The organism is Hymenobacter cellulosivorans (genome assembly GCF_022919135.1).
In the GTDB taxonomy this organism is placed as follows: Bacteria; Bacteroidota; Bacteroidia; order Cytophagales; family Hymenobacteraceae; genus Hymenobacter; species Hymenobacter cellulosivorans.
Genome location: NZ_CP095049.1, coordinates 1,869,600 through 1,896,446, shown reverse-complemented (window position 1 = coordinate 1,896,446; position 26,847 = coordinate 1,869,600). Strand labels below are relative to the sequence as shown.

Here is a 26,847-nt window from a genome sequence, read left to right as displayed (position 1 = left end):
ATTTCAGCAGGTCGGAAGCAGAGGATAAGCAGGAAAAACAGGAACTTGCGTATCGGGATAGGGCAAGCTGATACGGGTTGCTGCACTGTCTATGGGACGAATATAGAAACATTTGTTTACAATGCGTAAATTCTACGCAATAATCTTTTCCTTATGAATACCCGTCAGGAAGTCCTGGATTTTGTGCACCACGGCGCAGAGCGGTTTTTGCCCCATCTTTCCATCGACTGCGCCATTTTTGGCTACCACGACCATGAGCTCAAAACGCTGCTGATCCGGCACCACGGGCAGGAAAACTGGAGCCTGCCCGGCGGTTACATCGGGCGCCACGAAACCCTGACCGAAGCGGCCCACCGCATCCTGGCCGAGAAAACGCAACTCACGGGCTTGTTCCTGCAGCAGTTCTATACCTTCGGTGACAGCGCCACCCGGATGAACAACATCAAGACCGAGCAGACCCACAACACGACCTACTCCAAAGTAGGCGTCAGCCTCAGCCCGGGGCACTGGCTGTCGGAACGCACTTTGTCTATTGGCTACTACGCCCTGGTCGACTACCTGCAGGTAGTCGTGACACCCGAGTTTTTGGTCGATGAGTACTGCTGGCTCAACGTGGCCGACATTCCCGAACTGGTCTACGACCACAACGAAATCATTCAGAAAGCTCTGCTAACCTTGCGGGCCCATATTTTTCAGCAGCCCATTGGCTACAACCTGCTGCGGGACAAGTTTACCCTGCCCGAAATTCACTCCCTCTACGAAACCATCCTGTGCCGGCAGATTGACCGGCGCAACTTCCGCAAGAAGCTTCTCACCCTGGGCCTGATCCGGCAGCTCGACGAGCAGAAGAAAATCGGGCCCCACCGCTCTCCTTTCTTATATGAGTTTGACCTGGAGAATTACAGCCGGGCCTTAGAAGACGGCTCGATTTTGACTTTTTAGACAATAGAGGCGGGGTTATACAATAGCACCAAGCCGCCTTGGAATTCTGAAATGGCTTGTACTATCAAGTGGTGCCATTGACAGGTCAAAACATACCCTGCCGCAAGGGGCGTAGGACAGCAGAATTAGCTTTCAACAAATATCTGGCGAAGGTATTTTTTACTGAACAAATCAATATACCGCCTGAACAACCACTGTAAACCCGGAATACTCATTTTTAAGAATTTCCGATTTAATCGTTCTAGAATGGATTCCACCAGCCACTGCTGATCAAACTCCGACCAAACTCCTGCAACACCCAAGGTATTCGCTATTACGATTGGAGCTACCTCGTTGTAGTTCATCGCCAAAACCTGCTGCTTGCTGTAGCCGCTTTCCACTATTACAGAACGGATACGGGCAATATCGTTTCGCTCCAACTCGGTATCCAGATAAAACTCGGATAGTGCTATCCACACTGGCTTTCTACGTTGAATTTCACTACTACTTAAGCTCGCCATACTGCTTACCAATAGGATACTAAATGGTTTACTAATCTGCGGACGGCGTAAACGCTGTCATCCAGCCGAAACTACTTTTTAGAAAGATGTGTGACGACAAAATGCCTGCTACCATTATTAAGGCTTTCCGCGTCGGTTGAGGTCAATCCAGCCGGAGCATAAGCAGCCCCGACTCAGCCAGCCGAGGGCTCATGTCCCTCGTCAGATACCCGCTCGAAAGCCGGGTGCTTTCCTAACGCGTAGCGCCGGGCGGCAACTGGGTTGGGCCCACATTAATAAAACCTAATTTGTCCAAATATACGCCATTGCGAACCAGGGCCCGCAGAACCTTTGTTCCCAAGCCTCTAAGCCCTACCTTTGCCCTCCAACGCCCATTCCAAGGGGCCTTTAACTGCTGAATCGTATGCTTCTCGCTGTAACTACTAATTACCAGCCGGTTGATTTTCTGCCCATTGTGGTACAATTCGGCCTGGCCATTGCCTTCGTGGCCTTTGCCATGATTGTGTCCCACCTGGTGGGCCCCAACCGCAAAAGCAAAGTCAAAAATGAGGCTTTCGAGTGCGGTATCGAGTCGGTGGGCAATGCCCGCACCCCGATTTCCATCAAATACTTCCTCACCGCCATCTTGTTCGTGCTCTTCGACGTGGAGGTAATCTTCATGTATCCCTGGGCCGTGAACTTCCGCAGCCTGGGCTGGGACGGCTTCGTGCAGATGATTGTGTTCCTGACCCTGCTGATGGCGGGCTTCGCCTACGTTATCAAGAAAGGCATTCTGAAGTGGACCGGCACCCACGCCTAAGTCCAATTCAACCAAACTTTTACCGGCGCGCTGGTGTTCGGATAAAGGGCAAATAGCCCCTCCAAACTGACAAATCTCATGAGCGATATTCGTGTTCCTGAAATAAAGATGGTTGAGGCCCCCGAGGGCGTAGAAGGCGCTGGCTTCTTCGCAACCTCCCTGGAGTCGGTAGTGGGCATGGCCCGCGCCAATTCCCTGTGGCCCCTGCCCTTCGCTACGTCCTGCTGCGGCATCGAGTTTATGGCGACCATGGGCTCGCACTACGACATCTCCCGCTTCGGCTCGGAGCGTCCGTCGTTTTCGCCCCGGCAGGCCGACCTGCTGATGGTGATGGGCACCATCGCCAAGAAGATGGCCCCCATCGTGAAGCAGGTGTACGAGCAGATGGCTGAGCCCCGCTGGGTGCTGGCCATGGGCGCCTGTGCCTGCTCGGGTGGCATCTTCGACTCCTACTCCGTGCTCCAGGGCATCGACCGGATTATCCCCGTCGACGTGTACGTGCCCGGCTGCCCGCCCCGCCCCGAGCAGGTTCTCGATGGCCTGATGCGAGTGCAGGATTTGGCCCGCACCGAATCGATTCGCCGCCGCAACGCGCCCGAGTACCAGGCGCTGCTGGCTTCCTATAACATCAAGTAGTTTGAAAATTGGCGCTGCAAGCTTCTTGCAGCGCCAATTTTCGCCTCTTAGCTTCTCTACACAGGAATGGCTGAAAATACCCAAGAATCCGCGGCAGAATCTCAGGAAGCAGCGGCTCCACTAGATCCGCAGGCGGTTAAGAATGCTCAGTTGCTAGCGTTGCTGCAGCGTCTGTTCGGCGCCGACACCTTCATGGACGTCGAGGAGCCTTACGGCCTGCTGACTGTGACGACCACGCGGGAGCGGATTCACGAAATCATTGCCGGCTTGCAGCAGGATCAGGAGTTGCAGCTCAACTTCCTGACTACGATGTGCGGCATTCATTACCCCGAAAACGAGGGTAAAGAACTAGGCATGATTTACCACGTGCACAGCCTGGTAAATAACCTGCGCCTGCGCATCAAGATTTTCTTCCCCATTGCCGACCCGGTAGTGCCCACTCTGACCGACCTCTACGCCACGGCGAACTGGATGGAGCGCGAGGCCTACGACTTCTACGGCATTATCTTCACGGGCCACCCCAATCTCATCCGCATTCTGAATGTGGAAGACATGGACTACCACCCCATGCGCAAGGAATACGCGCTAGAAGACGGTACCCGCGAAGACAAAACAGACCTTTTCTTCGGCCGCTAATCTTTAGAACTCAGAACTGAGAGCTTAGAACTTAGAATGTTCTTGTTTTCAAACTTCTTCCTCAAATTCTAAGCTCTAAGTTCTAGCCTCTAAGCTCTAAAACAATGGCAGTAAACGACACGCTGGAAGGTACCCACAAGATCATCCAGGAAGCCCGGGAACAGCAGCAGAACAGCGGCCTCGTTCCCACGCTCAACGACTTCAGCCAGGAACTGACGACCCTTAACCTGGGTCCGACGCACCCGGCCACGCACGGCATTTTCCAGAACATCCTGCAAATGGATGGGGAGCGGATTATTTCCGGCGTCCCGACCATCGGCTATATCCACCGGGCCTTTGAGAAGATTGCCGAACGCCGGCCCTTCTATCAAATCACGCCCCTCACCGACCGGATGAACTACTGTTCGTCGCCCATCAACAACATGGGTTGGCACATGACGGTAGAAAAGCTGCTCGGCGTAACGGTGCCCAAGCGTGCCCAGTACATGCGCGTCATCGCCATGGAGCTGGCCCGCATCACCGACCACCTCATCTGCAACTCGATTCTGGGCGTAGACACCGGCGCATTTACCGGCTTCCTCTACGTGTTCCAGGAGCGGGAAAAGGTGTACGAGATTTACGAGGAAATCTGCGGCGCCCGCCTGACCACCAACATGGGCCGCGTGGGCGGCATGGAGCGTGACTTCTCCGACGTGGCCATTCAGAAGCTGCGCGACTGGCTCAAGACCTTCCCCGCGGTGATGAAGGAGTTTGAATCCATGTTCAACCGCAACCGCATTTTCATGGACCGCGTGGTGAACGTGGGCCCGATTACGGCGGAAAAAGCGCTGAACTACGGCTTCACCGGCCCCAATCTGCGCGCCGCCGGCGTCGACTACGACGTGCGGGCCATGAACCCTTACTCCAGCTACGAGGACTTCGACTTCGAAATCCCCGTGGGTACCAAGGGCGACACCTACGACCGGTTCATGGTGCGCAACGAGGAAATCTGGCAGAGCCTGCGCATCATCAACCAGGCCCTGGAAAACCTGCCCGAAGGCCCGTTCCACGCCGATGCTCCGCACTACTACCTGCCCCCTAAGCAGGCTGTGTACAAGAACATGGAGGCTTTGATTTACCACTTCAAAATCATCATGGGTGAGATTGAAGCGCCGGTAGGCGAGGTGTATCACTCTGTGGAAGGTGGCAACGGCGAGTTGGGCTTCTACCTAATTTCCGATGGGGGCCGCACGCCTTACCGCCTGCACTTCCGCCGCCCCTGCTTCATTTACTACCAGGCTTACCCCGAAATGGTGGTGGGCAGCAGCCTCTCCGACGCCATCGTGACCTTGTCGTCGATGAACGTAATTGCCGGCGAGCTGGACGCGTAGTTTTTTGCTGAATTTGACTTTATGGAATCGACAACCGCGCCCGTGAAACCCCAGTTTTCGGAAGCTGCCAAGGCTGAAATAGACCGTATCTGCAAGCAATACCCGGAGGAGCGCCGCAAGTCGGCGATGCTGCCGGTACTACACATTGCCCAGGCCGAATTCGGGGGCTGGGTAGCCCCGAGGTGCAGGACCTGGTAGCCGAGGTATTGGGCGTGAAACCCATCGAGGTGTACGAGGTTTCGACTTTCTACACCATGTTCAACCTCAAGCCGGTAGGCAAGCACGTGCTGGAAATCTGCCGCACGGGCCCTTGCCAGCTGCGCGGCTCCGACGAGCTGACGGCCGAGCTGGAGCGTATCACCGGCGCCAAAGTAGGCGGTGGGCCTTCGGCCGACGGGCTGTTTACCTTGAAAGAGGTGGAATGCCTGGCCGCCTGCGGCTTTGCCCCCGTGGTACAGGTGCGCGAGAAATACTACGAGCAGCTCGACACCGAAGCTTCGGTAAACGCCATGCTCACCGAGCTGCGCAACATGGTGCACCGTCCGGCGCTTCCCTGGGAAGAAAAAGGCCTGCCCAACGCCGTAGCCAACAATTAACCTCTTTCAGCTTACCGCTCAGACACTATGGGACGCAAACTGCTGACCGAACATATCAACGTTGAAGGCATCGACACCTTTGAGGTATACCGCAAGCATGGCGGCTACCGCTCGGTGGAGAAGGCCCTCAAAACCATGACCCCCGACGAGGTGGTGGAAGAGGTGAAAAAGTCGGGCCTGCGTGGCCGCGGCGGTGCCGGTTTCCCCACGGGCATGAAATGGAGCTTTCTGGCCAAGCCCGAAGGCGTGCCGCGCTACCTCGTTTGCAACGCCGACGAATCGGAGCCGGGCACCTTCAAGGACCGGCAGCTGATGTCGAAACTGCCCCACCTGCTGGTGGAAGGCATGATTACGAGCTCCTACGCCCTGGGCGCCAACACTTCCTACATCTACATCCGTGGGGAGTTGTTGTACGTGCTGCGCATCCTGGAAAAGGCCATTGCCGAAGCTTACGCAGCCGGTTTCCTGGGTAAAAACATCCTGGGCTCGGGTTACGACCTGGATTTGTACGTGCACCCCGGTGGGGGTGCCTATATCTGCGGCGAAGAAACAGCTTTGCTTGAATCCTTGGAAGGCAAGCGGGGTAACCCGCGCAACAAGCCCCCATTCCCCGCCGTGCAGGGCCTCTACGCCCGCCCCACGGTGGTGAACAACGTGGAGTCTATTGCCGCCGTGCCGGTTATTGTGAATGATGGCGGCGACGAGTACGCCAAGATTGGCGTGGGCCGGAGCACCGGCACCAAGCTGATTTCGGCCTGCGGCCACCTCAACAAGCCCGGTATCTACGAAATCGAACTGGGCGTGCCCGTCGAGGAATTCATCTACTCCGATGAGTACTGCGGCGGCATCTGGAAAGGCCGCGACCTGAAGGCTGTCGTAGCCGGCGGTTCGTCGGTGCCAATTCTGCCCAAGGAATTGATTCTGAAAACCGCCGCCGGTGAGCCCCGCCTGATGACCTACGAGTCGTTGTCGGATGGCGGGTTTGTGACGGGTACCATGCTGGGCTCCGGTGGCTTCATTGCCATGGACGAAACCACCTGCATCGTGCGTAACACCTGGAACTTTAGCCGCTTCTACCACCACGAGTCGTGCGGGCAATGCTCGCCCTGCCGCGAGGGTACGGGCTGGCTGGAGAAAATCCTGCACCGCCTGGAGCACGGCCACGGCAATGAGCGCGACATCGACGTGCTGGCCAGCGTGGCCAAGCAAATCGAAGGCAACACCATCTGCCCCCTGGGTGAAGCGGCGGCCTGGCCAGTTTCGGCCGCCATTCGTCACTTCCGCGACGAATTTGAGTGGCACGTGCGCTACCCCCAGGAAGCTACCCGCCCCGGTGCGGTGTTTCCCGGCAAAGCAGTCCTTGTTTAGAACTTAGAAGTGAGAGCTTAGACATAGACGACTTGGATTTAACTTTTAATCTAAGTTCTGACCTCTAAGCTTTAAGCTCTCAACCCAAGAATAATGGCTAAAATAACATTTGACGGCATCGAGGTTGACGTTCCGGACGGAACCACCATCCTCAACGCGGCCCGCACCATCGGCGGCGGCATCGTGCCCCCGGCCATGTGCTACTACACGCCGCTGAAAGGCTCGGGCGGCAAGTGCCGCGCCTGCCTCGTGCGCGTGGCGGCTGGTTCGGCCAAAGATCCCCGCCCCATGCCCAAGCTCGTCGCCTCGTGCGTGACGCCGGTGCAGGACGGCATGGTGGTCGAGAATACGACCTCCGAGCAGGTGCTCAACGTGCGCAAGGGCATCGTGGAAATGCTGCTGATTAACCACCCGCTGGACTGCCCCGTGTGCGACCAGGCCGGGGAGTGTGACCTGCAGAACTTCGCTTTCGAGCACGGCGTGAGCACTACCCGCTATGAAGAGGAGCGTCGCACCTTCGAGAAAATCGACATCGGGCCGCTGATTCAGCTGCATATGACGCGCTGCATCCTATGCTACCGCTGCGTGTTCACCGCCGACCAGCTCACCGAGAAGCGCGTGCACGGCGTCCTGGGCCGCGGCGACGCTGCTGAAATCGGTACCTACATCGAGAACATCATCGACAACGAGTTCAGCGGCAACGTCATTGACGTGTGCCCGGTGGGCGCCTTGACCGATAAAACCTTCCGCTTCAAGCAGCGCGTGTGGTTTACGAAACCCGTAAACGCTCACCGTGACTGCGAAAACCCCAAGTGCTGCGGCCGCGTGGTGCTCTGGTACAAAGGCAAGGACGTGCTGCGGGTAACGGCCCGCAAAGACCAGTACGGTGAGGTAAAGGAGTGGATCTGCAACACCTGCCGCTTCGACAAGAAGGAAACCGCTGACTGGACGCTGGAAGGCCCGGCCCACATCGACCGCTCGTCGGTGATTTCGGCCAACCACTACGAGCTGCCCGTGCTCAACGCCCAGGTTATTGCCGACTTGCCCGAAAGCTCGCTGCGCGACCTGGAACAGAATCCTCCCATGCGCTTAGGTAACTAGTTAGTAGTTGTTAGTTGCTCGTTGTCAGTTGTTAGGCCTAAAGAGTCCTCAACTAGCATGCAGAACTAACAACTGACAACTATCAACCAACAACTAACATGATAGAACTACCAACCTTAGGCTGGCAATCCATTGTTATCCTCGTCGTTTTCGGCGTTTCGCTGCTGATTGCGACTTACTGCACCTACGCCGAGCGGGTTATTGCAGCCTTTTTGCAGGACCGCGTCGGCCCCGACCGGGCTGGTCCCTTTGGCCTGCTGCAGCCTCTGGCTGATGCCGTGAAGCTGTTCACTAAAGAGGAATTCTTCCCGGCCGGTGCCAACCGGGCGCTGTTCGTACTGGGTCCTTGCTTGGCCATGATTACGGCCCTGATGTCGTCAGCGGTAATTCCATTCGGCAACGTCATTCAGTTTGGCACCAACGTGTTCAACCTGCAGGGCATTGAAGTCAACATCGGCATGCTGTGGGTGTTCGGCATCGTGTCGTTGGGTGTATACGGGGTGATGATTGGCGGCTGGGCTTCCAACAACAAATTCTCCCTGCTCGGCGCCATTCGCGCTGGCTCCCAAAACATCAGCTACGAACTGGCTATGGGTATGGCCCTGATTGCCGTGCTGATGATTTCGGGCACCTTGAGCCTGCGCGAAATCACGCTGCAGCAGTCGGTAGCGGGTGAGTGGCACTTCTGGAACATCGTTAAGCAACCCTTGGGCTTCATTATCTTCCTGGTCTGCGCCTTTGCCGAAACCAACCGCACGCCCTTCGACCTACCGGAGTGCGAAACGGAGCTGGTGGGCGGCTACCATACCGAGTATAGCTCCATGAAAATGGGTCTGTACCTGTTTGCTGAATATGTTAACGTCTTCGTGGCTTCGGCCGTGATGAGCGTACTGTACTTCGGCGGCTTCAACTTCCCTTTCCAGTACGAGCTGCGCGACTGGTTGGTATCGGCTCAGGGCTGGGAACTGGTTTCGGCTCAGAACCTGATTTCGATTCTGGGTCTGCTGCTGCTGTTCGGAAAGATCTTCGCCTTCATTTTCTTCTTCATGTGGGTCCGCTGGACCCTGCCCCGCTTCCGCTACGACCAGCTGATGCGCCTGGGCTGGACCATCCTGATTCCGCTGGCCATTTTCAACATCCTGCTCACCGGCGGCCTGATTCTGGGCGGTATCATTAAGTAATCGAACTATGCAGTCCTTAAGCAATAGAGCCAAAAAGTTAGAGGCCAAGCCGATGACGCTGGCCGAACGGGCTTACCTGCCGGCTATTTTCCAGGGCCTTAGCATCACCATGCGGCACTTTTTCCGGGCCGCTACCAAGAAGCAGGTGACGGTGCGCTACCCGGAAGAAAAGCGTCCCTTCTCCCCCATCTTCCGGGGCCTGCACGTACTCAAGCGTGACGAAGTGGGCCGGGAGCGGTGCACCGCCTGCGGCCTTTGCGCCGTAGCCTGTCCGGCCGAAGCCATTACAATGGTAGCTGGCGAGCGGAAAAAAGGCGAGGAAAATCTCTACCGCGAGGAGAAATACGCCGTCAGCTACGAGGTAAACATGCTGCGCTGCATCTTCTGCGGCCTCTGCGAAGAAGCCTGCCCGAAAGCCGCCGTGTACCTGCAGCCCGACAAGATGGCTCCGCCACGCTTCGAGCGCGACGAGTTTATCTACGGCAAAGACCGGCTGGTAGAGCCCGTTGATCCGAATGCTCGCAGCATCCGCGGCATTCAGCTTACGCCCGAGCAAGCTCAGGCTTTAAGCCAGAAAATCAGCCAGCAACCGGCATAAGGCAGTAGCGCGAAGCTCCAGCTTCGCGTGTAGCCCGCGCCGCAGTACCGATTATCGTTCAACGATACGCGAAGCTGGAGCTTCGCGCTACCTTTTGCCAATGGCCTCTTCCCCTTCCCTGTTTTTCTTCTTGTCGTTTGTGGCCTTGTTTGCGGCCCTAGGCGTGGTACTGGCCAAAAACCCGGTACACAGCGTGCTATTCCTGATTCTGACGTTCTTCTCACTGTCGGGCCACTACCTGATTCTGAACGCGCAGTTCCTGGCCGCCGTGAATATCATCGTCTACGCCGGCGCCATCATGGTACTGTTCCTGTTCGTAATCATGTTCCTGAACCTGAACGCCGACACGGAGCCCCACAAATCGGCCTTATCGAAGGTAGCAGCAGCGGTAGCCGGCGGATTACTGCTGGTGGTAATGGTAGCCGCCCTGCGCGACATCCAGCCCGGCACCACTTTCAACGCGCCAGTATTCAACTCGCAGATTGGTATGGTAAGCCAGCTAGGCATGATTCTTTACACGAAGTATCTGCTGCCCTTCGAGTTGGCCTCGGTACTGTTCCTGGCCGCTATGGTCGGGGCCGTAATGCTGGGCAAGCGGGAAGCCGGGGAGCGGAACTTCTAGGCAAGCAGCTTTCGCAAGAAACGAAAAGCGGCGTCTGAAGCACCAGACGCCGCTTTTTTATGCCCTGAATTTCCAATGGTGCCCGACTACTCGCTAAGCAACAGGAGTAGATACTGCTGCTTCACCTGAGCAACAAATGAGGAGCTACCAATAAAAGCTCATCTTCGTGCCCGGAAAGACTACTCTACTACTGGTACCTATGAAGTTAATTGCCTCCCTGGGCTGGGCAGCCCTGCTACTTACGGCGGCGGCCTGCTCACGCGAGAAAGTGCCGGTTCAGGAAGTTGAGGTACGTGGCTTCAGCCGAAGTCCCAAAAGCAGTTCGCCCGCGGATGCCGTTAAAATGATTCTGGGTCAGGTTAATGACCAGCAGGCCAGGCAGGCGACAGGCCAGGAAGAAGTTACCCAACTGGGACTAGAGCAGGAGGACGGCTCTGTGGAAGTGCCCCACCTGGCTAACACCGATTACCTGGTGGTCACCAACGACTCTACCTTACAGCAAGTTCTGGAAGCACAAGGTCCGGGCGCGGCACCCGACAGCATTGACTTTAAGCGCGAGTTTGTGGTGCTGCTGATCCATCCGCCCGTCGCGTTTACTGGCACGACCTTTCTGGATAACGTAGAGGCCGAAGTTGAAGAGGATACCGTCGTGCGACTCACGCTCTCCTCAGTTACTATGCCCGCCGTGGATATGACGGGAGGACTGGGATACGGGCAGTATGACTATAAGGTCAGGATGTACAAGCTACCCCGAAAGAGCTTCCAAAAAGCCCGTATTGTCTTCGAGAAACAAGACGATACTCCGGAAGTATACGTGCCCCTGTAAGGATGGAAAGCCGCCCGGCAGTGGTTAGCTGCTAGCTGCCGAGGCCCACTGGGGTATGCCCTGGTGGAACGACCACGCCCGCCGAAACTAGTCAGCCTTCTTTTCCTGCTCTATTTTCTGCTGGTACTGTTCTATTGTGTCGAGGACCCGCTCGGGATGCACATCCTGGGCCAGCTCGGGAATTTCCGGGTCTTGGGCTTCCTGAATGTCCATCTTCTGGGCTATTTCCCGTACCAGGACTACCAAACGGGTTATTTCGTGCTCACTAAGCAGGCTCACCTGCAGGTTCAGGTCGGCGCGCTTGTCGGCCAGGGCGGCCATACGGTTCTGGCTGATGAGCACGAAAGTGGACAGGAAAATGGCCTCTACGGAAGCCTCCATGGCCAGAATCACCAACGAGGGGTCGAAGGGCTTAAGGCCAAGCCAGCCCACGTTCCAGAGAATCCAGCCGGCAAAGAACACCAGGTGAATAAGGACAAAAGCCATGCTGCCTGTAAACTTGGTTACGGCGTCGGCGGTACGGTCTTGCCAGGTTCGTTGCTTATCCTCGGCTTGCTGCCGTTGCAGCAGGGCTTCAATATTGCGCTCCACTACCTGGGCCATTCCGCCACGGGTAGCTTGCTGAGAGTTGGGGGAAGAATCAGGACTGGCCATTGGGCTACAAAAGATGCTGCCGTTGTATACGGACGGCCCGAAAATGGCAGCTGCGCCGTAGCCAACATCTTTTTATAAGTTTCACCGGGTCAATTCATTGGCCTACTCCTACGCTTGAGCAGCACAAAAAAGCGGCCCCTGATTCTTCAGGAGCCGCGGCTTTTCTTTACTCGGCTTGGGCATTAAACGCCGTTTCGGTTGGTTGTCGGCGCATCCAGGCGGGCGGGCCGCAGCTGGCGCGCATTTTCTGCCGGAATTTCTCCTGCTCTTCCGGCGTCATGCCGGCCATGCGGCTTTCCATCTTCTGTTTCCAGTCGTTTTTGTGCTGCTGCCACTTGCGGCTGAACCCGGGCCGGCCCGAGCCACCCTTAAAACCGGTAAGCAGGCGGGTGAGCAGCAACAGGCCCAGCGTTTGCCAGAAGTTAATGACCGGGCCGTGGAAAAGGTCGGGTACCAGCCAGTTCCAGAGGCTCATCGTCACGTAGCCCATAGCGGCCACGAACAAAATGCCCAGGAGAACGAATTTGAGGACGCGAAGCGGCCAGGGTTTAGGATTCATGATGTGGGAATGTGCTGATGTGGGGTTAATGTGCTGATGCGGTAATATGCTTATGTGCTACTCTTTGAGTTAGCAAAACGCGCTGTAGTCAATCATCAACAGCACATGAGCACATTGGCATTCTAGCACACTAATCAGTGAACAAGTTGGTGTAAAGCGCCTGCAGGCGCTGCCGCAGGTGCTGCACGGCATAGTGCTTGCGCGAAATCAGGGTTTTGAGCGGGACGCCAGTTTCCTCGACTAACTCCTTGAAGCTGCGGCCTTCCAACTCGTGCCACACAAAGACGTCACGCTGGTTTTTGGGCAACTCCTCCAGGGCTTCGGCCAAGGCCTCCATCAGGGTTTCGCGGAGCAAACGGTTTTCGGGGGCATCGTCGTCGGCGGGCAGCACGTCGGCCAGCAGCAGGGAGCCTTCCTCGTTGTCGTCGGCGTAGCGAAGCATTTCCTCTTCCAGCGACGCCGTTTTCTTTTTACGGTAGAGGTCGGTGATACGGTTGCGGGCCACGCGAAACAGCCAGGAGGCCACTTTTTCGACAGGTTTGAGCATCCGGTAGCTTTCGACCAGCTCGCCGAAGACATCCTGCAGAATATCCTCGGCATCGTCGGGGTCGGGCACGCGGCGGCGGATGAAGGCCAGCAGCCGACCGCGCTGTTCCTGCACGGCCTCCTGAATCTGCCGGTCCTGTCCTCTCATCGTGCCTATGGGCAAGGCGTTTAGTGCTAGTGCGTCCATTCTGACTAAGCAGACGCGAAAGGCAGCAAAATACTTTATCCGGCCGAGAATATTTTGCGGAGTATATAACGGGGTTGCAAATAAAAACAACGGCCTGTCGACTGCCGGTAGACATCTCGCGTGCTGCTGACAGGAGTAGCAATCTAACGTCAGCACGCCAGCTGTCCTGCGGCGGCCGACAGGACGGACGAATTAAATGTTTCTAATTCGGCTCCCGATGGGCCTTATCTTCTAGTGGCAAAGGGGCAGAACTGTACTTTTCCCTGTGGATTTACCGATTTTCAGGATACCTTTGCCAGCTAATTAACCCCAGCTGAGCTTTGGCTGGGCCTCTTTGCCTTGTCCGCTGACCCCACTGCATGGAACAGACCATCCCGGAAGTCATTCGCACCGTCCCGCTTGAGTATTACGTGTACTTCGCCACGGCGCTATTTGCCATCGGCGTAACGGGGGTGCTAACCCGGCGCAATGCCATTATCATTTTTATGTGCGTGGAGCTGATGCTCAACGCCGTAAACGTGCTGCTGACGGCTTTCTCCGCCTACCGCTCCGACCCCAACGGACAAATCTTCGTGTTCTTCATCATGGCCGTCGCCGCCGCCGAAGTCTCGGTCGGGCTGGGCATCATCGTGATGATTTACCGCAACTTCCAGAACACCGACGTCAACCTGCTTAACCGTCTTAAGTGGTAATGATAACTCGCCTGTCATCCTGAGCCTGCGAAGGACCTTACCGCACCAGAACGAGTCGTTCCATTGGCACAAGGTCCTTCGCAGGCTCAGGATAACAGACGGTTTTCTTATAGCATACTCCTATGCAAGAAACTGTAATACCCGCAGCCGGCGCTCCTTTTCCGACACTGCTGTACGTGCTGATTCCACTGCTGCCGTTTTTGGGTTTTCTCATCAATGGCCTGCTGAACAAAAAACTTTCGGGCACGGTAGCCGGGGCCATCAGCAGCCTGATGGTGCTGGGTTCCTTTCTGATTTCGGTAACCCTGTTCTGGGAATTCCTGCACCCCTCAGCCCAGTGGCTGGCCCCCGGCGCTACGGCCCACCAGGCCTACACGGTGAAGCTCTTCGACTGGATTTCGGTCGGCACGATGCAGATTCCCTTCACTTACCAGATTGACCAGCTCAGCTTGGTTATGCTCTTGCTAGTGACGGGCGTAGGCTTCCTGATTCACGTCTACAGCATCGGCTACATGCACCACGACGAGAACGTGGGCAAGTTTTTCGCCTTCCTCAACCTGTTCGTATTCAGCATGCTGGTGCTGGTGATGGGGGCCAACTTCGTGATTCTGTTTATTGGCTGGGAAGGTGTGGGCCTCTGCTCCTACCTGCTCATCGGCTTCTGGAACAAGGAAACGCCCAACAACAACGCCGCCAAAAAGGCCTTTATCATCAACCGCGTCGGTGACCTGGGCTTCCTGCTGGGCATCTTCCTGATCTACCTGACCTTCGACTCGGTGCAGTACGGGGAAGTGTTCCACAAGGCTTCAACTCTGCAAGTCGGCACCGGCGTCGTAACGGCCATTACCCTGCTGCTCTTCGTGGGCGCCATGGGTAAGTCGGCCCAGCTGCCGCTCTACACCTGGCTGCCCGACGCTATGGCTGGCCCTACTCCGGTTTCGGCCCTGATTCACGCCGCTACCATGGTAACGGCCGGTATTTACATGGTGCTGCGCTCGAACGTGCTCTTCACCCTGGCTCCCGACACGCTCCACGTTGTGGCCTGGATTGGTGGTATCACGGCCCTATTTGCGGCCACCATCGGCCTGGCCCAGAACGACATCAAGAAAGTGCTGGCTTACTCCACGGTTTCTCAGCTCGGCTACATGTTCCTGGCCCTGGGTGTCATGGGTTACAGCACCTCGCTGTTTCACGTGCTAACCCACGCCTTCTTCAAGGCCCTGATGTTCCTCGGTGCCGGTTCCGTGATTCACGCCATGAGCAATGAGCAGGATATTCGCCGCATGGGCGGCCTGCGCAAGGCCCTGCCGATTACCTTCCTCACGTTCTTTATCGGCTGCCTGGCTATTTCAGGCATTCCACCTTTCTCGGGCTTCTTCTCGAAAGACGAAATCCTGGAGCACGCCTTCCAGCACAACAAGATTCTGTGGGGCATGGGTTTGCTGACAGCTTTCCTGACGGCTTTCTACATGTTCCGTCTGCTGTTCCTGACGTTCTTCGGCGAGTTCCGCGGCACTGAGGAGCAGAAGCACCACCTGCACGAGTCGCCGGCTTCGATGACGCTGCCGTTGATTATCCTAGCTGTTCTGGCCGCCGTAGGGGGCTTTATGGGCGCCCCGATGTTCGTGGGCAAGCACTATCTGGCTGATTATCTAGCCCCGCTCTTTACGTACTCACGGGCTCTGAACCCCGAAGCTTTTGCTTCTGAGCTGGACCACGGCACTGAGCTGATGCTTATCGGTCTGTCGGTAGCGGCTGGCGTGCTGGGTATCATCTTCGCCTATGTGCAGTACGTGAGCCGCCGGGTGCGCCCGGCCGAAGACGACGCCCAACGCTCGGCGCCCGAAAGCCTGGTCTACCACAAGTACTACATCGACGAGCTGTACGACGGCATCTTTGTGCGGCCCGTCATGAGCTTGTCGAAGGGTTTGTACCGCTACGTGGAACAGGGCATTATCGACCCCATCGTCAATGGCTTCGGCCGCGTCACGCTCGGTGGCGGGCAGCTGCTGCGCTACGTGCAAACCGGCTACGTGGGCCTCTACCTGATTCTGATGGTCGTCGGCATCGTGCTGATTCTGGCTTTGAACGTCTTCCAATTCTAACGCTTCCTCTGGACGGCCGGCGTGGAAGATTTCCCCGGCTTCATCTGCATCTGAATAAAGTATGCTGACTGCCTTTTTACTTTTCTTTCCCGTCGCGGCGGCGCTTCTGCTGCACTTTGCCAAAGGCAATGCGGCGCGGGTAATGGCCCTGGGGGCAGCCCTGGTGGAATTTGCCGTAGCCGTGTTTGCCGCCATTACGGCTGCCTCGGGCATGACGCCCGGCAACAGTGAGGCCGCTTATTCGTCCTTTGCCGTTAATATTCCCTGGATAGCCTCGGCCGGCATCAACTTCCACATTGGCATGGATGGGCTGAGCCTGCTGCTGGTGCTGCTGACCACCTTTCTGGTGCCGCTCATCATCCTGGCTTCCTTCCGCCACGACTATCCCAACGCCTCGGCCTTCTACGCCCTAATTTTGTTCATGCAGACCGGCCTGATCGGCGTGTTCGTGTCGCTGGATGCCTTCCTGTTCTACTTCTTCTGGGAAGTGGCCCTGATTCCGATTTACTTCCTGGCCGGTGTGTGGGGCTCCGAGCGCCGCATTGCCGTTACCTTCAAGTTCTTCTTGTACACCATCATCGGCTCGCTCTTCATGCTGGCCGCCTTTGTGTACCTCTACTTCCAAACCGGAGCCAACGGCGGGGTTCGGTCGTCCGACATTGCGGCTTTCTACAACCTGACCTTGTCGGCTGGGGAACAGGCCTGGCTGTTCTGGCTGATCTTCATTGCCTTTGCCGTGAAGATGCCGATTTTCCCCTTCCACACCTGGCAGCCCGACACTTACACCGAAAGCCCCGTGCCCGCTACCATGCTGCTCTCGGGCATTATGCTCAAGATGGGTATCTATGGCACGTTGCGCTGGCTGCTGCCTGTGGTGCCGCTCGGCACGAGCCAGTGGGGTAAGCTGGTCATGATTCTCGCAGTTATCGGCATTATCTACGGTGCCATCATTGCCATTCGCCAGCAGGATATGAAGCGGCTTATTGCCTATTCGTCTCTGTCCCACGTGGGCTTAATGGCCGCCGGGGTATTTTCGCTGAACATGATGGGCCTGCAGGGCGCCGTGATACAGATGCTAGCTCACGGCGTAAACGTGGTTGGTATGTTCTTTATCGGCGACATTATTCAGCGCCGCACCGGCACCCGCCAGATTGCTGAGCTGGGTGGCCTGACCAAGCACACGCCGCTGCTGTCGGTGAGCTTCCTGGTGCTGCTGCTCGGCACGGTAGCTTTGCCGCTCACCAACGGCTTCGTAGGCGAATTCCTGCTGCTGGCCGGTGTGTACAAGTACAACATGTGGCTGGGCGCCGTGGCCGGTGTGACCATCATTCTGGCGGCCGTGTACCTGCTGCGCATGTTCCAGCGCGTGATGCTGGGTCCGGAAACCTCCCTGACTTCTACTATTCAAGACCTGACTGGTAGTGAGCTGGCCGTGCTGGTGCCCCTGATTGTGCTGGTATTCTGGATTGGCCTTTTCCCCAATACCTTCCTGCAAATTTCGGAGCCGGCCGTACTGCAGATCTTGACCCTGATGGGTAAACAATAAGCCCTGATTCCGACGACATGACTTCCATCATTCTGCTCTCCGTTCTCGGCATCGTTAACCTGTTTTTCGGGTTCCTGAAGTCCAACAAGATCCTGCTGCCGGCAGCTATGGTCATTCTGGCCCTGGTGTTCGGCGTGAACCTCATTGATTGGAATACCGACGCTCAGTCGTATTTCAATAACATGCTCACCATCGATTCGTACTCGGTGGCTTTCACCGGCATCGTGGTCCTGACGACGCTGCTGCTGATTCCCTTCTCCCAGAAATACGTGCGGGAAGGCCAGGAAAACCTGGCCGAATACTACTCCTTGCTGCTCTTCTCGTTGGTAGGCGCCATTATGATGGTGAGCTACAACAACCTGCTGATGCTGTTCGTGGGTATCGAAATTCTGAGCGTTTCGATGTACGTGGTAGCTGGCTCCGATAAGCGCAACGTACGCTCCAACGAAGCGGCCCTGAAGTACTTCCTGATGGGCTCCTTTGCCACTGGCATTCTGCTCTTCGGCATTGCTCTGGTGTACGGCGCCACGGGCACCTTCCAGCTTACCGACATCAATGCCGGTATTGTCAATCCAGCCAATGCGTCCCTGCAGCCCATGCTCTACCTGGGCATGTTGCTCATGTTCATTGGCATCAGCTTTAAGGTGTCGGCGGCTCCCTTCCACTACTGGACACCCGACGTATACGAAGGCACGCCGACTTTCTTCACGGCCTTCATGAGCACGGTGGTAAAAACCGCTGGTTTTGCCGCTTTCTTTAAGCTGCTGATTGCCGCCTTTAATGCGGCACAGGGCTTCTGGGTGCCCACTATCATGGCCATCACCGTCCTGACGCTGCTCATTGGCAACGTGGGGGCCGTGGCCCAAAACAGCGTGAAGCGGATGCTGGCTTACTCCAGCATTTCGCACGCCGGTTACCTGTTTATTGCCCTGGTAGCCGTAAACGCCAAGCTTTCGGCCAACGCCATTTTCTTTTACTCGCTGGCTTACTCAGTGGCCACTGTAGCTTCTTTTGCCGTGCTCAAGCTGGTGTCGGATCAGCGGCAGCGTGAAGACTACGCGGGTTTCAATGGCCTGGCCAAAACCAACCCGCTGCTGGCTTTCGTGATGACCGTGGCCATGCTGTCCTTAGCCGGTATCCCACTCACGGGGGGCTTCTTTGGCAAGTTCTTCACCTTCGGCGCGGCCATCGACAGAGGCTACATTGGCCTGGTAGTATTCGCCGTGATTATGTCAATGGTGAGCATCTACTACTACCTGCGCCCTATCATTGCCATGTACATGCAGCCCGCCGAAGACGAAACGGCCGAACCGATTGCAGTAAGCGGCTTCCAGTCGGCCGTGCTGGTGCTGCTGGCGTTGCTGACGGTAGTGCTGGGTGTACTGCCGGGCTTATTCAGCGAGGTATTCAAGTAGGCTGGCTTCCGGTTTATCCAGCAAAAAGAGCGGCCTGCGGGCCGCTCTTTTTGTTTTCCATCCACTCAGGCAAAGCTTATTTCTGGGTTACCCGAATACTGATCCGACGGTTCAAGGCCCGGCCCACGGGCGTAACGTTGCTGGCCACGCCATGCTTGCCACCGTATCCTTTGGCTTCGAGCCGGCTGAGCGGAATGCCCATAGTCACGAGCTCAGCCACGGCCGCATTGGCCCGGTCCTGGCTGATTTTCAGGTTGGCCAACACGGTGCCGGTGCTGTCGGTGTAGCCGCCAATCTTGGCTCGGGCGCCGGGGAAGCTTTTCAGAATGCTGGCCACATTGCGCAGCTGCTGCCGCGACTCATCCGAGAGCGTAGCCTTCTTGGCGTCGAAGTTGACCCGGTCGAAATTGATCCAGCCCTTGGTCCGGTTTACGGGGTCGACTTGCAGCGCGGGGTTGGCTAGGAAAGTATAGAGGCGGTTTTCGGTGGAGTTCACGCCCACGGTTTGGCTGGTTCCATCCACCATAGTTAGCGTCACGGGCCGGCCCGGGTCGTACACGTAGGTGTCGAGGGATGCGTCGTAGTAGCCGCCGGGCGTAGCTGGAGCAGTCAGCTCTGCGCCGGCCGTGGCTGTATTCGGTGTGGGAGCCGCCGTGGCGCTGGTCAGCCCCAGGGTTGCCGGGCTCACCTTCGGAGCGCCGTCCACCTGGTTGTGCATCACGAAGTACTCGGCTCCCGCTCCCAGGATTACCACAGCCAGCACCCAGGCCCAGCGGGAAGTTGGCGTGGCTGATTCCGGCGCTGGCGCCGGCGGTGCGCTGTAGGTATGGCCCCCGCCAACCGAAGCCCACATGCCGCCCGACTCGGTAAGAACACCCGCTACAGCTTCGGGCCTGGCCGGCCGCCCGGCTGCCGGCTCCACAGCTACGGACCTCGCGGAACTGCCCGGCACCATAGCTTCGAGTACCTGAGCCCGCTGGTTTTTCAGAAAACTGAACAGCTCCTCGGGGTTCATGTCGTGCTGGGTTGCGTAGCTGGCTAGCCGGTGTAGCACGGCCTGGGCCGCAATGGCCAGCAGGGTTTCTACCGACGGCGCTTTGATGGCCGTAGCCGTAGCAATACGGGCCACGGTAGCCCCGTAGGCTTCGCCGAGCAGGGCCCGCATCAGGTCGGAGCGGCGCTGTAGGGTATCGGCCGTGAGCAAGTCGGGTAGCACGCCCGATTCGGCGGCTTCGTGGGTTAGGGTCCAGAGGGCTTCCGGGCCACCAGGCCGCTCAGCACGGCCCATGAAACTACTGAGAACAAGCGGGGTAATTTTGCCTAAAGCCTTCCGAACTCCCTCCTCACTCTCGCCCACCACTACACTGGTCTGGCTTACGGTATTGCCCGTAAAGTACGTTTCGACTTCTTCCAGTAGGTTCTGATGCATACTTGTCGAGTTTAAACGTGGTTAATAGATAATAATACTAATTTTTATTCAAATAATAATAATTATTACCAAGTATGAAATTCTTCCCTTCAGCTATTTCCACACGCATATGCCTAAAAAGCAAGTGGCCAGTCCCTGCGTGCAGAGACTGGCCGCCAGAGAAGCCGAGCAGCAAAATCGGGCCGGACGCTACACGCGTTTCATCACGGCGCTAACCGCGTCGGCGTAAATGACGGCCTCGTCGGGAAAGGGTGTTTCGCCGCGAAACTTCTGCAACAGCCGGGCCGTGGTGATGATGTCCTTCTGGCAGTAGTGCACGATGCGCGGCAAATCGTTGTCGGTGTAGTACACCCGGGCCACGTCGGCACCGGTAATATCGTCCTTAGGCGTCGGGATGTTGAACATGGCCGCCAGCAACGACAGGGACGTGTAGGATTTCCGGTCGCCGAACTTCCAGAGCTCCATTGTGTCGAGGTGGTTAATTTCCCAGGGTTTCTTGCCGGCAATATCGAGCTGGGGCGGCAGCGGCAGCCCGTTGATAAGCAAACGGCGGCCCAGGTAGGGAAAGTCGAATTCCTTGCCATTGTGGGCGCACAGCATATAATTGGGCTTACGCGCCAGTAGCATCGAGAACTCGCGCAGCATAGTTACCTCATCGTGGTCGGCAAAGCTTTTCACCCGGAAACGCCACTGCTCCTCCTGTTTGTCGAACGTGAAGCAACCTACCGAAATGCACACCACCCGGCCAAATTCAGCATAGATACCGGCCTGCTCAAACAAGGACGCCGCTTCGAGTTGAGAAGGCATTTCCTCCACGTCGGCGCGAGTCGAGCTCCAGCCTTTTTCGCGGCGCAGTGCGTGGCACTTATGCTCCCACAGCAGCCGCAGCATGTCATTCAGCTCATCGTGGCAGCCTACGCACGGGACGGTTTCGATGTCGAGAACGAACACCTGCTCCAGGGAAATATTGCGTAAAATCTGCATAGCAAAGCGCTCCAACCAGTATTTGAATACCGAAGATAACCGCCGGACGCAAGAATCGTCTTAAAAATATGCCGGCTCCAGCAGGCAAAGACAATCTGCCTACCTAGTGGGAAGGCTGTAAAACTACGCCGCCCGACCTCCGGCGGTGTGAGACCGGAAATCGGGCGGCGGATGCCGGAAGCCGGTGGGCAAGGCGCGGAGCCTGCCGTTCAAGCCAGGGCCGGGCGGCCTCTAAGCCAGAGACCCAACAACACGAGCAACGCTTGGCGGTGTGATTTTGGCATGGCTTCCGACAATTTAGGGAGAGAAAGAGCCAACGACTCTGCTTGCCCGCTGCATGACGGATTCGGCAGAGCCATTGGTCGTATCCAAGATGGTGCTTTCCGGCTTACTCGTCAATCACATGATTATGTGAGTAGCCTGACCTCTACGGGCCTAGGTCAGGCCCTGGCGCAGGGCTTTCGACACGGCCTCGGTCATAGAGCGCACATGCAGCTTCTCGTAGATTTTCTTGATGTGGGACCGAACCGTATCGATACTGATGCCCCGGTCGGCGGCAATCATCTTGTAGCTGTAGCCTTCCACTAGCAGCCCCAGAATTTCCTGCTCCCGGGCACTCAAGTTGGCCGGCGACTCATCGGTAGCGGTAGCAACCGGAGGCTTGGTGCGCGGAAACAGGCGCAGTACCTGCCGGGCAATGGCAGGCGTCATGGGGGCGCCCCCGAGCCGCACCTCCCCGATGGCGTCGAGCAGCTTTACGGGGGGCGTCTTTTTGAGCAGGTAGCCGTCGGCGCCGGCGCAGATGGCCTCAAACACCCGGTCGTTGTCCTCAAACACGGTCAGCATCACAACATTCACCTGGGGCGAGGCCTTTTTGATGCGCTTCAGGCCCTCAATTCCGTTAATGCCGGGCATGTCGATGTCCATCAGGATGACGTCGGGCGTGAGGCGGGCTACGTCGGTTGTGGCCTGGGTGCAATTGCCCAGCGCCCCCACCAGCTCCAAGCCCGGTGAGCCGGCGAGCAGCTGACTCAGACTGGCCCGCAGGTCAGAATTGTCTTCGTAAATCAGGACGCGGGTGGGAGTTTCCATGCAGTGCGACTAGTGAATTTGGTGATGGCAAAGATACGGGGCTCACGGTCCTGGTTGAGCCTACATAATAATGTGAGCAACCTTTTGGCAGCGGCACATCGTTCTTTTTACTGCTATAAATCAACCCTATAGCGGCACGCTCAGGCGTAACACGGTACCCTGGCCGGGTGCAGTCTGAATGTCGAGTGCCCCCTTCATGGCGGCGGCCCGGCTGCGCATGTTGGTCAGGCCGTTGCCACCACCCTGGGCCGGGGCACTGGGGTCGAAGCCCACGCCGTCGTCTTGCACCGTGAGCAGCAGGCGGTGGTGCTCGTAGGTGAGCGAAATAGCGGCCTGATTGCACTGGGCGTACTTGGCTAGGTTATTTACGGCTTCCTTGAACAGCAGGAAAAACTCCCGCCGGGCCCGCATGTTCAGGCGCAGTCCCGTCACCGACGGGTCGGCGCGGAAGGTGAAGTCGATGCCGCGGGCTTCGAGCACGTCGGAGGCAAAACTGCGCATGCGGGCCACCACGTCTTCCATCGAGTCGTGGGCCGGGTTAATGGTCCAGACGATGTCGTCCATGGCATCCAGCATACGGCGCGAACTGTCGCCAATCTGGTCGAGCAGGGCGGTGGCCTGCTCGGTGCGCTGATTGTGCTGGTGGGTGCGGGCAATCTGACTCAGAATGGAAATGCTGCTGAGCGTGGAGCCCATATCGTCGTGCAGGTCGCGGGCAATATTGTGGCGCACCCGCTCCAGGGCCAGCAACTGGCGCACCCGCAGGCGGTAAGCCAAAAACAGCAGTCCGAACAGCACCCAGCTAACCAGAATCCGAAACCACCAGGTGCCGTACCAGTGGGGCTGCACCACAATGGTCAGAGCCGTACCCCGTGCATTCCAGATTCCGTCGTTGTTGGTGGCCCGCACCCGGAAGGTGTAGGTCCCGGGGTCGAGGTTGGTATAGGTAGCCTCGCGCTTGGTGCCGGCCTGCACCCAGCCCGGGTCGAAGTTTTCGAGCCGGTAAGCATAGCGGTTTTTCTCCGGCAGACGGAAGTTGAGGGCCGCAAACTCCAGGGAGAAAAAATAGTCGCTCGGAGCCAGCACGATGCGGCGGCGCACACTGATACTGGTATCGAGCTCTACGAGCTGGTTGAACTTGCGGAAGCCAGTGAGCACCACCGGCGGCGGCACGGAGTTGGTGAGTACCGCGGCCGGGTTGAAGCTGACCAACCCCTCTACCCCGCCGAAGTACATTCGCCCGGTGGGACTGGCGTAGTAACCGCCGGCGTTAAACTCGTCGAAAGGCAGCCCGTCGCGGGTATCGAAGGTGTAGAACTGCCCGCTGGCCGGCGTAAAGCGGGCCAGGCCCTTATTAGTGGAAAGCCACAGGTGGTGCCGGGCATCTTCCAGGATGCCATATACCACGTCGTTGGGCAACCCCTGGGGTTCCCGGAAGGTGGTAAACACGCCCCGCCCGGCATCGTCGACGCGGCAGAGGCCGCCGCCTTCGGTACCCACCCAGAGCTGGCCGCGGTGGTCTTCCAGGATGGAGCGCACGAAGTTGCTACTCAGGCTGCGCGGGTTCCGGTCGTCGGTGTGAAAAGCCGAAAACTGCCCCGTGGCGGGATTATAGCGGCACAGCCCGCCCCCTCCGGTACCCACCCAGATGAAACCGGTGCGGTCCTGGTGCACCACGCGCACGAAGTTGTTGCTGAGGCTATGCGAGTCGTTAGGCACATTGCGGAAGGTGATAAAGCCATTTTGGGTCGGCTCGAAGCGGTTCAGTCCGCCCTCGGTGCCTACCCACAGCCGGCCGCCGGGGTCCTCGTAAATGGTGCGGATAAAATCCTCGCTGATGCTGGTTTTCACCGCGGGGTTGTGGCGGTAGTGCACGAAACGGGAGGCCCCGGGCTCCAGGCAGTCGAGGCCCTGGCTTTGGGTGCCCACCCACAGCCGCCCCTGCCGGTCGACGCACACGGCCCGCACGAAATCCTCGCTCAGGCTGCCGGGGTTCCGGGGGTCGTGCCGAAACTGCCGACGCTGGCCGGTGGCGGGGTTGTAACTGACCAGGCCCATCCTTTCGGTGCCCACCCATACTACGCCGCTGGCATCTTCGGCCACGGCCCATACTGGTCCGTTGGGGTTGCCAGCCAGGCCGGGGTAGGCCAAAAACGCGCTGGGCCGCGCCTCGAAGCTGCTGATGCCGCCCTCGGTGCCAGTCCAGAGCAGACCTGAGCGGTCCTGAAACACGGAGAGCACCACGTTGTCGGGCAGGGAGTGAGCCACACCGCGCTGGTGCTGGTAGCTGGTGAAGGTTTTCGGGCCCGGCTGGTAACGCACCAGGCCTTTGTTGGTACCAATCCAGACGTGCTGCTGCTGGTCGAGAAACAGGGCCCGGATGGCTTCCCCGGGCCCTTGAGCGGAGTGCTGACCAACGCGCTGCCGATTGCCGGTAGCGGGCAAGTACCAGAGGCCGTCGGTTTCGGTGCCCACCCACAGGCCGCCCTGCGCATCGGGCTGCAGGGTCGTAATGGCGCTGGTGGCAGCCCAGCGCGGGTCGGCTTCGAGGTGGCCCGTGCCAGGATTGAGTTGGCTGATACGGCCTTCCCCAGTCCCGACCCATAGCCCGCCGGCAGCCGACTGGGTAATGGCCCGCACGGAGTTACGGCGCAGATTTTCGGGAAAGGTCGCCGCGTGGGCAAAACGCTGGAAGTGGTTTTTGGTGGGCACGAAGCGGTGCAGCCCCCTTCTGTACCGGCCCACACCTGGCCTTGCTGGTCGCAGTAGACCACCCGCACAAAGTTGTCGGCCAGGCCATTTACGTCATTAGGCTCGTACTCGAAGGTGCGAAAACGGCCCGTCACGGGGTTGTAGCGGCACAGTCCGCCCCCACCGGTGCCTACCCAGAGCTGCCCCTGCTTATCCTCGGCCAACGACAAGATGAAGTTGCTGCTCAGGCTGCCCGCGCGCTGAGGGTCGTTGCGAAACACCCGAAACTCTACTCCATCGTAGCGGCTCAACCCATCCTGGGTGCCAAACCAGAGGAAGCCCTGCTGGTCCTGCACAATGCTGTACACGCTATTCTCCGACAAACCCTGGGTGGCCGTCAGGGTATGAAAGGTCAGGGCGGAAGAGGTTTGGGCGCGCACCGGTACCACCAGGCTAACCAGTAGCCCGAGCAGCCCCAGCCGCCGCCACGCGGCAAACAGGTAAGTCATAGGAAAGAACTTAAGCCCGAACCGACCGCAACAGCGCCGCCACCAGTTCGGGCTGCAACCTAGGTATTTCCCTGCGTCCGCCCAATTACCGGCTGGTTCTGGGAAAGTGGACAACCCGCCCCGAACTCCGTTTTTTCGATTCCGGCATTTCGGTACCTTGCCTTATCCTCTACTTCTATCTTCTGCTAGCTAGTTCGCGCACCGTATATGCCTGAATCCCTACTCCAAATCAGTTCCGCGGAAACCGGCCGGTTGGGCGTCCGCCACGTCAAGCGTTTTTGGTTTCACATGCAGGCCAAACGGGCCGGCCACCACGTAGAGCTCACCGAGCAGGACTGGCGCTTCGATAACCTGCTGCTCAACGGACTGGGGTTGCCGCTGGAAGAAACCACGCAGTATCTGCTTCAAACGGCTGCCTCTTTCGACGAGTTTGAGCAGTGGATTCTCACCAGGAACGAGGGCCAGCTTCGGCCTGAGCAGGTGGAGCGGCTGAACAGCATTTTCTGCGGCCAGCCCTACGGCCCCGCCCTGCGCGCTCATCTGCAGCAAATAGAGGCCTACCCCGCTGTGCTCAGCACCGACGACTTGCGCTTCTGGGACGAGCACGGCTACGTGGTGGTGCGTCAGGCTATTCCGCGGGAGCAGGCCCGGGCCACCGAGCTGGCCGTGTGGGAGGCCCTGGGTATGGAGCCCGATAACCCAGCATCCTGGTACCAGAAACCCATTGGCAAAGGCATCATGATGGATTTCTACCACCACCCAACGCTGAGCGCCAACCGGCAAGTGCTGCGGATTCAGAAAGCCTTTGCCCAGCTCTGGCAAACTCCCGACCTGTGGACCACCACCGACCGCACCAGCTTCAACCCACCCGTTACCGAGGTGTTCCCCTTCCAGGGTCCGCACCTGCACTGGGACGTGAGTTTGCAGCCGCCCTTTCACTTCGGCACCCAGGGCCTGCTCTACCTCTGCGACACACCCGCCGAGCAGGGTGCCTTCTGCTGCGTCCCCGGCTTTCACCGCCACCTCGATACCTGGCTGGCTAACCTGCCCGCCGGCACCGACCCGCGCCGAGTAAACCTCGACGCCCAGGCTGTGCCCATTGCCGCCCAGGCCGGCGACTTCGTCATCTGGCACCACTTACTGCCCCACGGCAGCAGCCCCAACCGCGGCACGTACCCGCGCATTGTGCAGTATCTGAATATGTACCCGGTGGAGTTTCGGGAGAATATGGAGTGGGTATAAAAAACCTGCTTTAAAAGCAGA

26 protein-coding genes and 1 pseudogene are annotated in these 26,847 nt (G+C 58.0%); 18 read left to right on the top strand and 9 right to left on the bottom strand.

Going from position 1 to position 26,847, the window contains the following annotated elements; all coding sequences use genetic code 11:
* The first annotated feature begins 153 nt into the window (after positions 1–153).
* Positions 154–942 (top strand): NUDIX hydrolase, encoded by a 789-nt coding sequence (locus MUN80_RS08215; RefSeq protein WP_244722124.1) that lies wholly within the window; start codon positions 154–156, stop codon positions 940–942.
* A 125-nt stretch (positions 943–1,067) separates the two neighbouring features.
* On the opposite strand, the gene MUN80_RS08210 is transcribed toward MUN80_RS08215, so the two are convergent.
* Positions 1,068–1,442 carry a DUF7079 family protein gene (locus tag MUN80_RS08210; RefSeq protein WP_244722121.1) on the bottom strand — a complete coding sequence of 125 codons (375 nt, stop codon included), beginning with the start codon at positions 1,440–1,442 and terminating at the stop codon, positions 1,068–1,070.
* A gap of 403 nt (positions 1,443–1,845) precedes the next feature.
* On the opposite strand from MUN80_RS08210, the gene MUN80_RS08205 reads away from it, so the two are divergent.
* The 12 genes from MUN80_RS08205 (at position 1,846) to MUN80_RS08150 (ending at position 11,175) form a co-directional block, all read left to right on the top strand.
* Positions 1,846–2,241 (top strand): NADH-quinone oxidoreductase subunit A, encoded by a 396-nt coding sequence (locus MUN80_RS08205; protein ID WP_244722118.1) that lies wholly within the window; start codon positions 1,846–1,848, stop codon positions 2,239–2,241.
* Between the two features lie 78 nt (positions 2,242–2,319).
* Positions 2,320–2,877, top strand: coding sequence for an NADH-quinone oxidoreductase subunit B (locus MUN80_RS08200; protein ID WP_100339094.1), 558 nt, complete (start codon positions 2,320–2,322; stop codon positions 2,875–2,877).
* A 66-nt stretch (positions 2,878–2,943) separates the two neighbouring features.
* Positions 2,944–3,513, top strand: a complete 570-nt coding sequence (locus MUN80_RS08195; protein ID WP_244722115.1) for an NADH-quinone oxidoreductase subunit C — start codon at positions 2,944–2,946, stop codon at positions 3,511–3,513.
* Positions 3,514–3,617: 104 nt separating this feature from the next.
* Entirely contained in the window at positions 3,618–4,883 is a 1,266-nt protein-coding gene (gene nuoD, locus MUN80_RS08190; RefSeq protein ID WP_244722112.1) for an NADH dehydrogenase (quinone) subunit D, read from the top strand.
* Between the two features lie 21 nt (positions 4,884–4,904).
* Positions 4,905–5,081, top strand: a complete 177-nt coding sequence (locus tag MUN80_RS08185; RefSeq protein ID WP_244722110.1) for an NADH-quinone oxidoreductase subunit NuoE family protein — start codon at positions 4,905–4,907, stop codon at positions 5,079–5,081.
* On the top strand, positions 5,066–5,479 hold the full coding sequence (locus tag MUN80_RS08180; protein ID WP_244722107.1) for an NADH-quinone oxidoreductase subunit NuoE family protein: 414 nt from the start codon (positions 5,066–5,068) through the stop codon (positions 5,477–5,479). Before MUN80_RS08185 ends, MUN80_RS08180 begins: the two co-directional genes overlap by 16 nt.
* Before the next feature lie 27 nt (positions 5,480–5,506).
* A complete protein-coding gene (nuoF, locus tag MUN80_RS08175) occupies positions 5,507–6,847 on the top strand; it encodes an NADH-quinone oxidoreductase subunit NuoF (RefSeq protein ID WP_244722105.1) in 1,341 nt (446 codons plus the stop codon).
* 93 nt (positions 6,848–6,940) lie between these two features.
* A complete protein-coding gene (locus MUN80_RS08170; RefSeq protein ID WP_244722102.1) occupies positions 6,941–7,948 on the top strand; it encodes an NADH-quinone oxidoreductase subunit G in 1,008 nt (335 codons plus the stop codon).
* A 98-nt stretch (positions 7,949–8,046) separates the two neighbouring features.
* The gene (gene nuoH / locus MUN80_RS08165; protein WP_244722099.1) at positions 8,047–9,129 is read left to right on the top strand and encodes an NADH-quinone oxidoreductase subunit NuoH; all 1,083 of its coding nucleotides are present in this window, start codon (positions 8,047–8,049) and stop codon (positions 9,127–9,129) included.
* A gap of 52 nt (positions 9,130–9,181) precedes the next feature.
* Positions 9,182–9,727: a NuoI/complex I 23 kDa subunit family protein gene (locus MUN80_RS08160; RefSeq protein WP_244722096.1), complete on the top strand. Its 546-nt coding sequence runs from the start codon at positions 9,182–9,184 to the stop codon at positions 9,725–9,727.
* Positions 9,728–9,827: 100 nt separating this feature from the next.
* On the top strand, positions 9,828–10,349 hold the full coding sequence (locus MUN80_RS08155) for an NADH-quinone oxidoreductase subunit J family protein (RefSeq protein WP_244722095.1): 522 nt from the start codon (positions 9,828–9,830) through the stop codon (positions 10,347–10,349).
* 199 nt (positions 10,350–10,548) lie between these two features.
* The gene (locus MUN80_RS08150; protein ID WP_244722094.1) at positions 10,549–11,175 is read left to right on the top strand and encodes a hypothetical protein; all 627 of its coding nucleotides are present in this window, start codon (positions 10,549–10,551) and stop codon (positions 11,173–11,175) included.
* An 87-nt stretch (positions 11,176–11,262) separates the two neighbouring features.
* Here the strand turns inward: MUN80_RS08150 and MUN80_RS08145 are convergent, their stop codons facing one another.
* From MUN80_RS08145 to MUN80_RS08135, 3 genes are all read right to left on the bottom strand, one after another.
* Positions 11,263–11,778 carry a DUF1003 domain-containing protein gene (locus tag MUN80_RS08145; protein ID WP_244722093.1) on the bottom strand — a complete coding sequence of 172 codons (516 nt, stop codon included), beginning with the start codon at positions 11,776–11,778 and terminating at the stop codon, positions 11,263–11,265.
* Positions 11,779–11,995: 217 nt separating this feature from the next.
* Positions 11,996–12,388 (bottom strand): DUF1682 domain-containing protein, encoded by a 393-nt coding sequence (locus MUN80_RS08140; protein WP_244722092.1) that lies wholly within the window; start codon positions 12,386–12,388, stop codon positions 11,996–11,998.
* 130 nt (positions 12,389–12,518) lie between these two features.
* Positions 12,519–13,121 carry an RNA polymerase sigma factor gene (locus tag MUN80_RS08135; protein WP_244722090.1) on the bottom strand — a complete coding sequence of 201 codons (603 nt, stop codon included), beginning with the start codon at positions 13,119–13,121 and terminating at the stop codon, positions 12,519–12,521.
* A gap of 359 nt (positions 13,122–13,480) precedes the next feature.
* Here MUN80_RS08135 and nuoK point away from each other — a divergent pair, with 359 nt between their 5' ends.
* The 4 genes from nuoK (at position 13,481) to MUN80_RS08115 (ending at position 18,879) form a co-directional block, all read left to right on the top strand.
* Positions 13,481–13,813 carry an NADH-quinone oxidoreductase subunit NuoK gene (gene nuoK, locus MUN80_RS08130; protein WP_073109636.1) on the top strand — a complete coding sequence of 111 codons (333 nt, stop codon included), beginning with the start codon at positions 13,481–13,483 and terminating at the stop codon, positions 13,811–13,813.
* Between the two features lie 122 nt (positions 13,814–13,935).
* Entirely contained in the window at positions 13,936–15,918 is a 1,983-nt protein-coding gene (gene nuoL, locus MUN80_RS08125) for an NADH-quinone oxidoreductase subunit L (protein WP_244722088.1), read from the top strand.
* Between the two features lie 61 nt (positions 15,919–15,979).
* On the top strand, positions 15,980–17,464 hold the full coding sequence (locus tag MUN80_RS08120) for a complex I subunit 4 family protein (protein WP_244722085.1): 1,485 nt from the start codon (positions 15,980–15,982) through the stop codon (positions 17,462–17,464).
* 17 nt (positions 17,465–17,481) lie between these two features.
* Positions 17,482–18,879 (top strand): NADH-quinone oxidoreductase subunit N, encoded by a 1,398-nt coding sequence (locus MUN80_RS08115; protein WP_244722083.1) that lies wholly within the window; start codon positions 17,482–17,484, stop codon positions 18,877–18,879.
* A gap of 76 nt (positions 18,880–18,955) precedes the next feature.
* Here MUN80_RS08115 and MUN80_RS08110 read toward each other — a convergent pair whose 3' ends face one another.
* The 5 genes and pseudogenes from MUN80_RS08110 to MUN80_RS26180 all read right to left on the bottom strand — a co-directional run.
* Entirely contained in the window at positions 18,956–20,308 is a 1,353-nt protein-coding gene (locus MUN80_RS08110; protein ID WP_244722081.1) for an OmpA family protein, read from the bottom strand.
* A gap of 189 nt (positions 20,309–20,497) precedes the next feature.
* Entirely contained in the window at positions 20,498–21,292 is a 795-nt protein-coding gene (locus MUN80_RS08105) for a 3'-5' exonuclease (protein ID WP_244722079.1), read from the bottom strand.
* A gap of 435 nt (positions 21,293–21,727) precedes the next feature.
* Positions 21,728–22,384, bottom strand: coding sequence for a response regulator (locus tag MUN80_RS08100; RefSeq protein WP_244722078.1), 657 nt, complete (start codon positions 22,382–22,384; stop codon positions 21,728–21,730).
* A gap of 126 nt (positions 22,385–22,510) precedes the next feature.
* Positions 22,511–25,096 (bottom strand): sensor histidine kinase, encoded by a 2,586-nt coding sequence (locus MUN80_RS08095; protein ID WP_244722076.1) that lies wholly within the window; start codon positions 25,094–25,096, stop codon positions 22,511–22,513.
* A gap of 23 nt (positions 25,097–25,119) precedes the next feature.
* Positions 25,120–25,584 (bottom strand): annotated as a pseudogene (locus tag MUN80_RS26180) (ligand-binding sensor domain-containing protein); the annotation flags it as partial.
* Positions 25,585–25,791: 207 nt separating this feature from the next.
* Between MUN80_RS26180 and MUN80_RS08090 the strand changes: the two are divergent.
* Positions 25,792–26,826, top strand: coding sequence for a phytanoyl-CoA dioxygenase family protein (locus MUN80_RS08090; RefSeq protein ID WP_244722073.1), 1,035 nt, complete (start codon positions 25,792–25,794; stop codon positions 26,824–26,826).
* Positions 26,827–26,847 lie beyond the last annotated feature (21 nt).

Excerpts from the sequence above, each read along its gene's own strand:
- nuoF (WP_244722105.1), top strand. The coding sequence starts at position 5,507 with ATGGGACGCAAACTGCTGACCGAACATATCAACGTTGAAGGCATCGAC.
- MUN80_RS08205 (WP_244722118.1), top strand. The coding sequence starts at position 1,846 with ATGCTTCTCGCTGTAACTACTAATTACCAGCCGGTTGATTTTCTGCCC.
- MUN80_RS08140 (WP_244722092.1), bottom strand. The coding sequence starts at position 12,388 with ATGAATCCTAAACCCTGGCCGCTTCGCGTCCTCAAATTCGTTCTCCTG.
- MUN80_RS08155 (WP_244722095.1), top strand. The coding sequence starts at position 9,828 with ATGGCCTCTTCCCCTTCCCTGTTTTTCTTCTTGTCGTTTGTGGCCTTG.
- MUN80_RS08195 (WP_244722115.1), top strand. The coding sequence starts at position 2,944 with ATGGCTGAAAATACCCAAGAATCCGCGGCAGAATCTCAGGAAGCAGCG.
- MUN80_RS08160 (WP_244722096.1), top strand. The coding sequence starts at position 9,182 with ATGACGCTGGCCGAACGGGCTTACCTGCCGGCTATTTTCCAGGGCCTT.
- MUN80_RS08120 (WP_244722085.1), top strand. The coding sequence starts at position 15,980 with ATGCTGACTGCCTTTTTACTTTTCTTTCCCGTCGCGGCGGCGCTTCTG.
- nuoK (WP_073109636.1), top strand. The coding sequence starts at position 13,481 with ATGGAACAGACCATCCCGGAAGTCATTCGCACCGTCCCGCTTGAGTAT.
- MUN80_RS08115 (WP_244722083.1), top strand. The coding sequence starts at position 17,482 with ATGACTTCCATCATTCTGCTCTCCGTTCTCGGCATCGTTAACCTGTTT.
- MUN80_RS08200 (WP_100339094.1), top strand. The coding sequence starts at position 2,320 with ATGAGCGATATTCGTGTTCCTGAAATAAAGATGGTTGAGGCCCCCGAG.
- MUN80_RS08135 (WP_244722090.1), bottom strand. The coding sequence starts at position 13,121 with ATGGACGCACTAGCACTAAACGCCTTGCCCATAGGCACGATGAGAGGA.
- MUN80_RS08215 (WP_244722124.1), top strand. The coding sequence starts at position 154 with ATGAATACCCGTCAGGAAGTCCTGGATTTTGTGCACCACGGCGCAGAG.
- MUN80_RS08150 (WP_244722094.1), top strand. The coding sequence starts at position 10,549 with ATGAAGTTAATTGCCTCCCTGGGCTGGGCAGCCCTGCTACTTACGGCG.
- MUN80_RS08145 (WP_244722093.1), bottom strand. The coding sequence starts at position 11,778 with ATGGCCCAGGTAGTGGAGCGCAATATTGAAGCCCTGCTGCAACGGCAG.
- nuoL (WP_244722088.1), top strand. The coding sequence starts at position 13,936 with ATGCAAGAAACTGTAATACCCGCAGCCGGCGCTCCTTTTCCGACACTG.
- MUN80_RS08090 (WP_244722073.1), top strand. The coding sequence starts at position 25,792 with ATGCCTGAATCCCTACTCCAAATCAGTTCCGCGGAAACCGGCCGGTTG.
- MUN80_RS08210 (WP_244722121.1), bottom strand. The coding sequence starts at position 1,442 with ATGGCGAGCTTAAGTAGTAGTGAAATTCAACGTAGAAAGCCAGTGTGG.
- nuoD (WP_244722112.1), top strand. The coding sequence starts at position 3,618 with ATGGCAGTAAACGACACGCTGGAAGGTACCCACAAGATCATCCAGGAA.
- MUN80_RS08105 (WP_244722079.1), bottom strand. The coding sequence starts at position 21,292 with ATGCAGATTTTACGCAATATTTCCCTGGAGCAGGTGTTCGTTCTCGAC.
- MUN80_RS08100 (WP_244722078.1), bottom strand. The coding sequence starts at position 22,384 with ATGGAAACTCCCACCCGCGTCCTGATTTACGAAGACAATTCTGACCTG.
- MUN80_RS08170 (WP_244722102.1), top strand. The coding sequence starts at position 6,941 with ATGGCTAAAATAACATTTGACGGCATCGAGGTTGACGTTCCGGACGGA.
- nuoH (WP_244722099.1), top strand. The coding sequence starts at position 8,047 with ATGATAGAACTACCAACCTTAGGCTGGCAATCCATTGTTATCCTCGTC.
- MUN80_RS08185 (WP_244722110.1), top strand. The coding sequence starts at position 4,905 with ATGGAATCGACAACCGCGCCCGTGAAACCCCAGTTTTCGGAAGCTGCC.
- MUN80_RS08110 (WP_244722081.1), bottom strand. The coding sequence starts at position 20,308 with ATGCATCAGAACCTACTGGAAGAAGTCGAAACGTACTTTACGGGCAAT.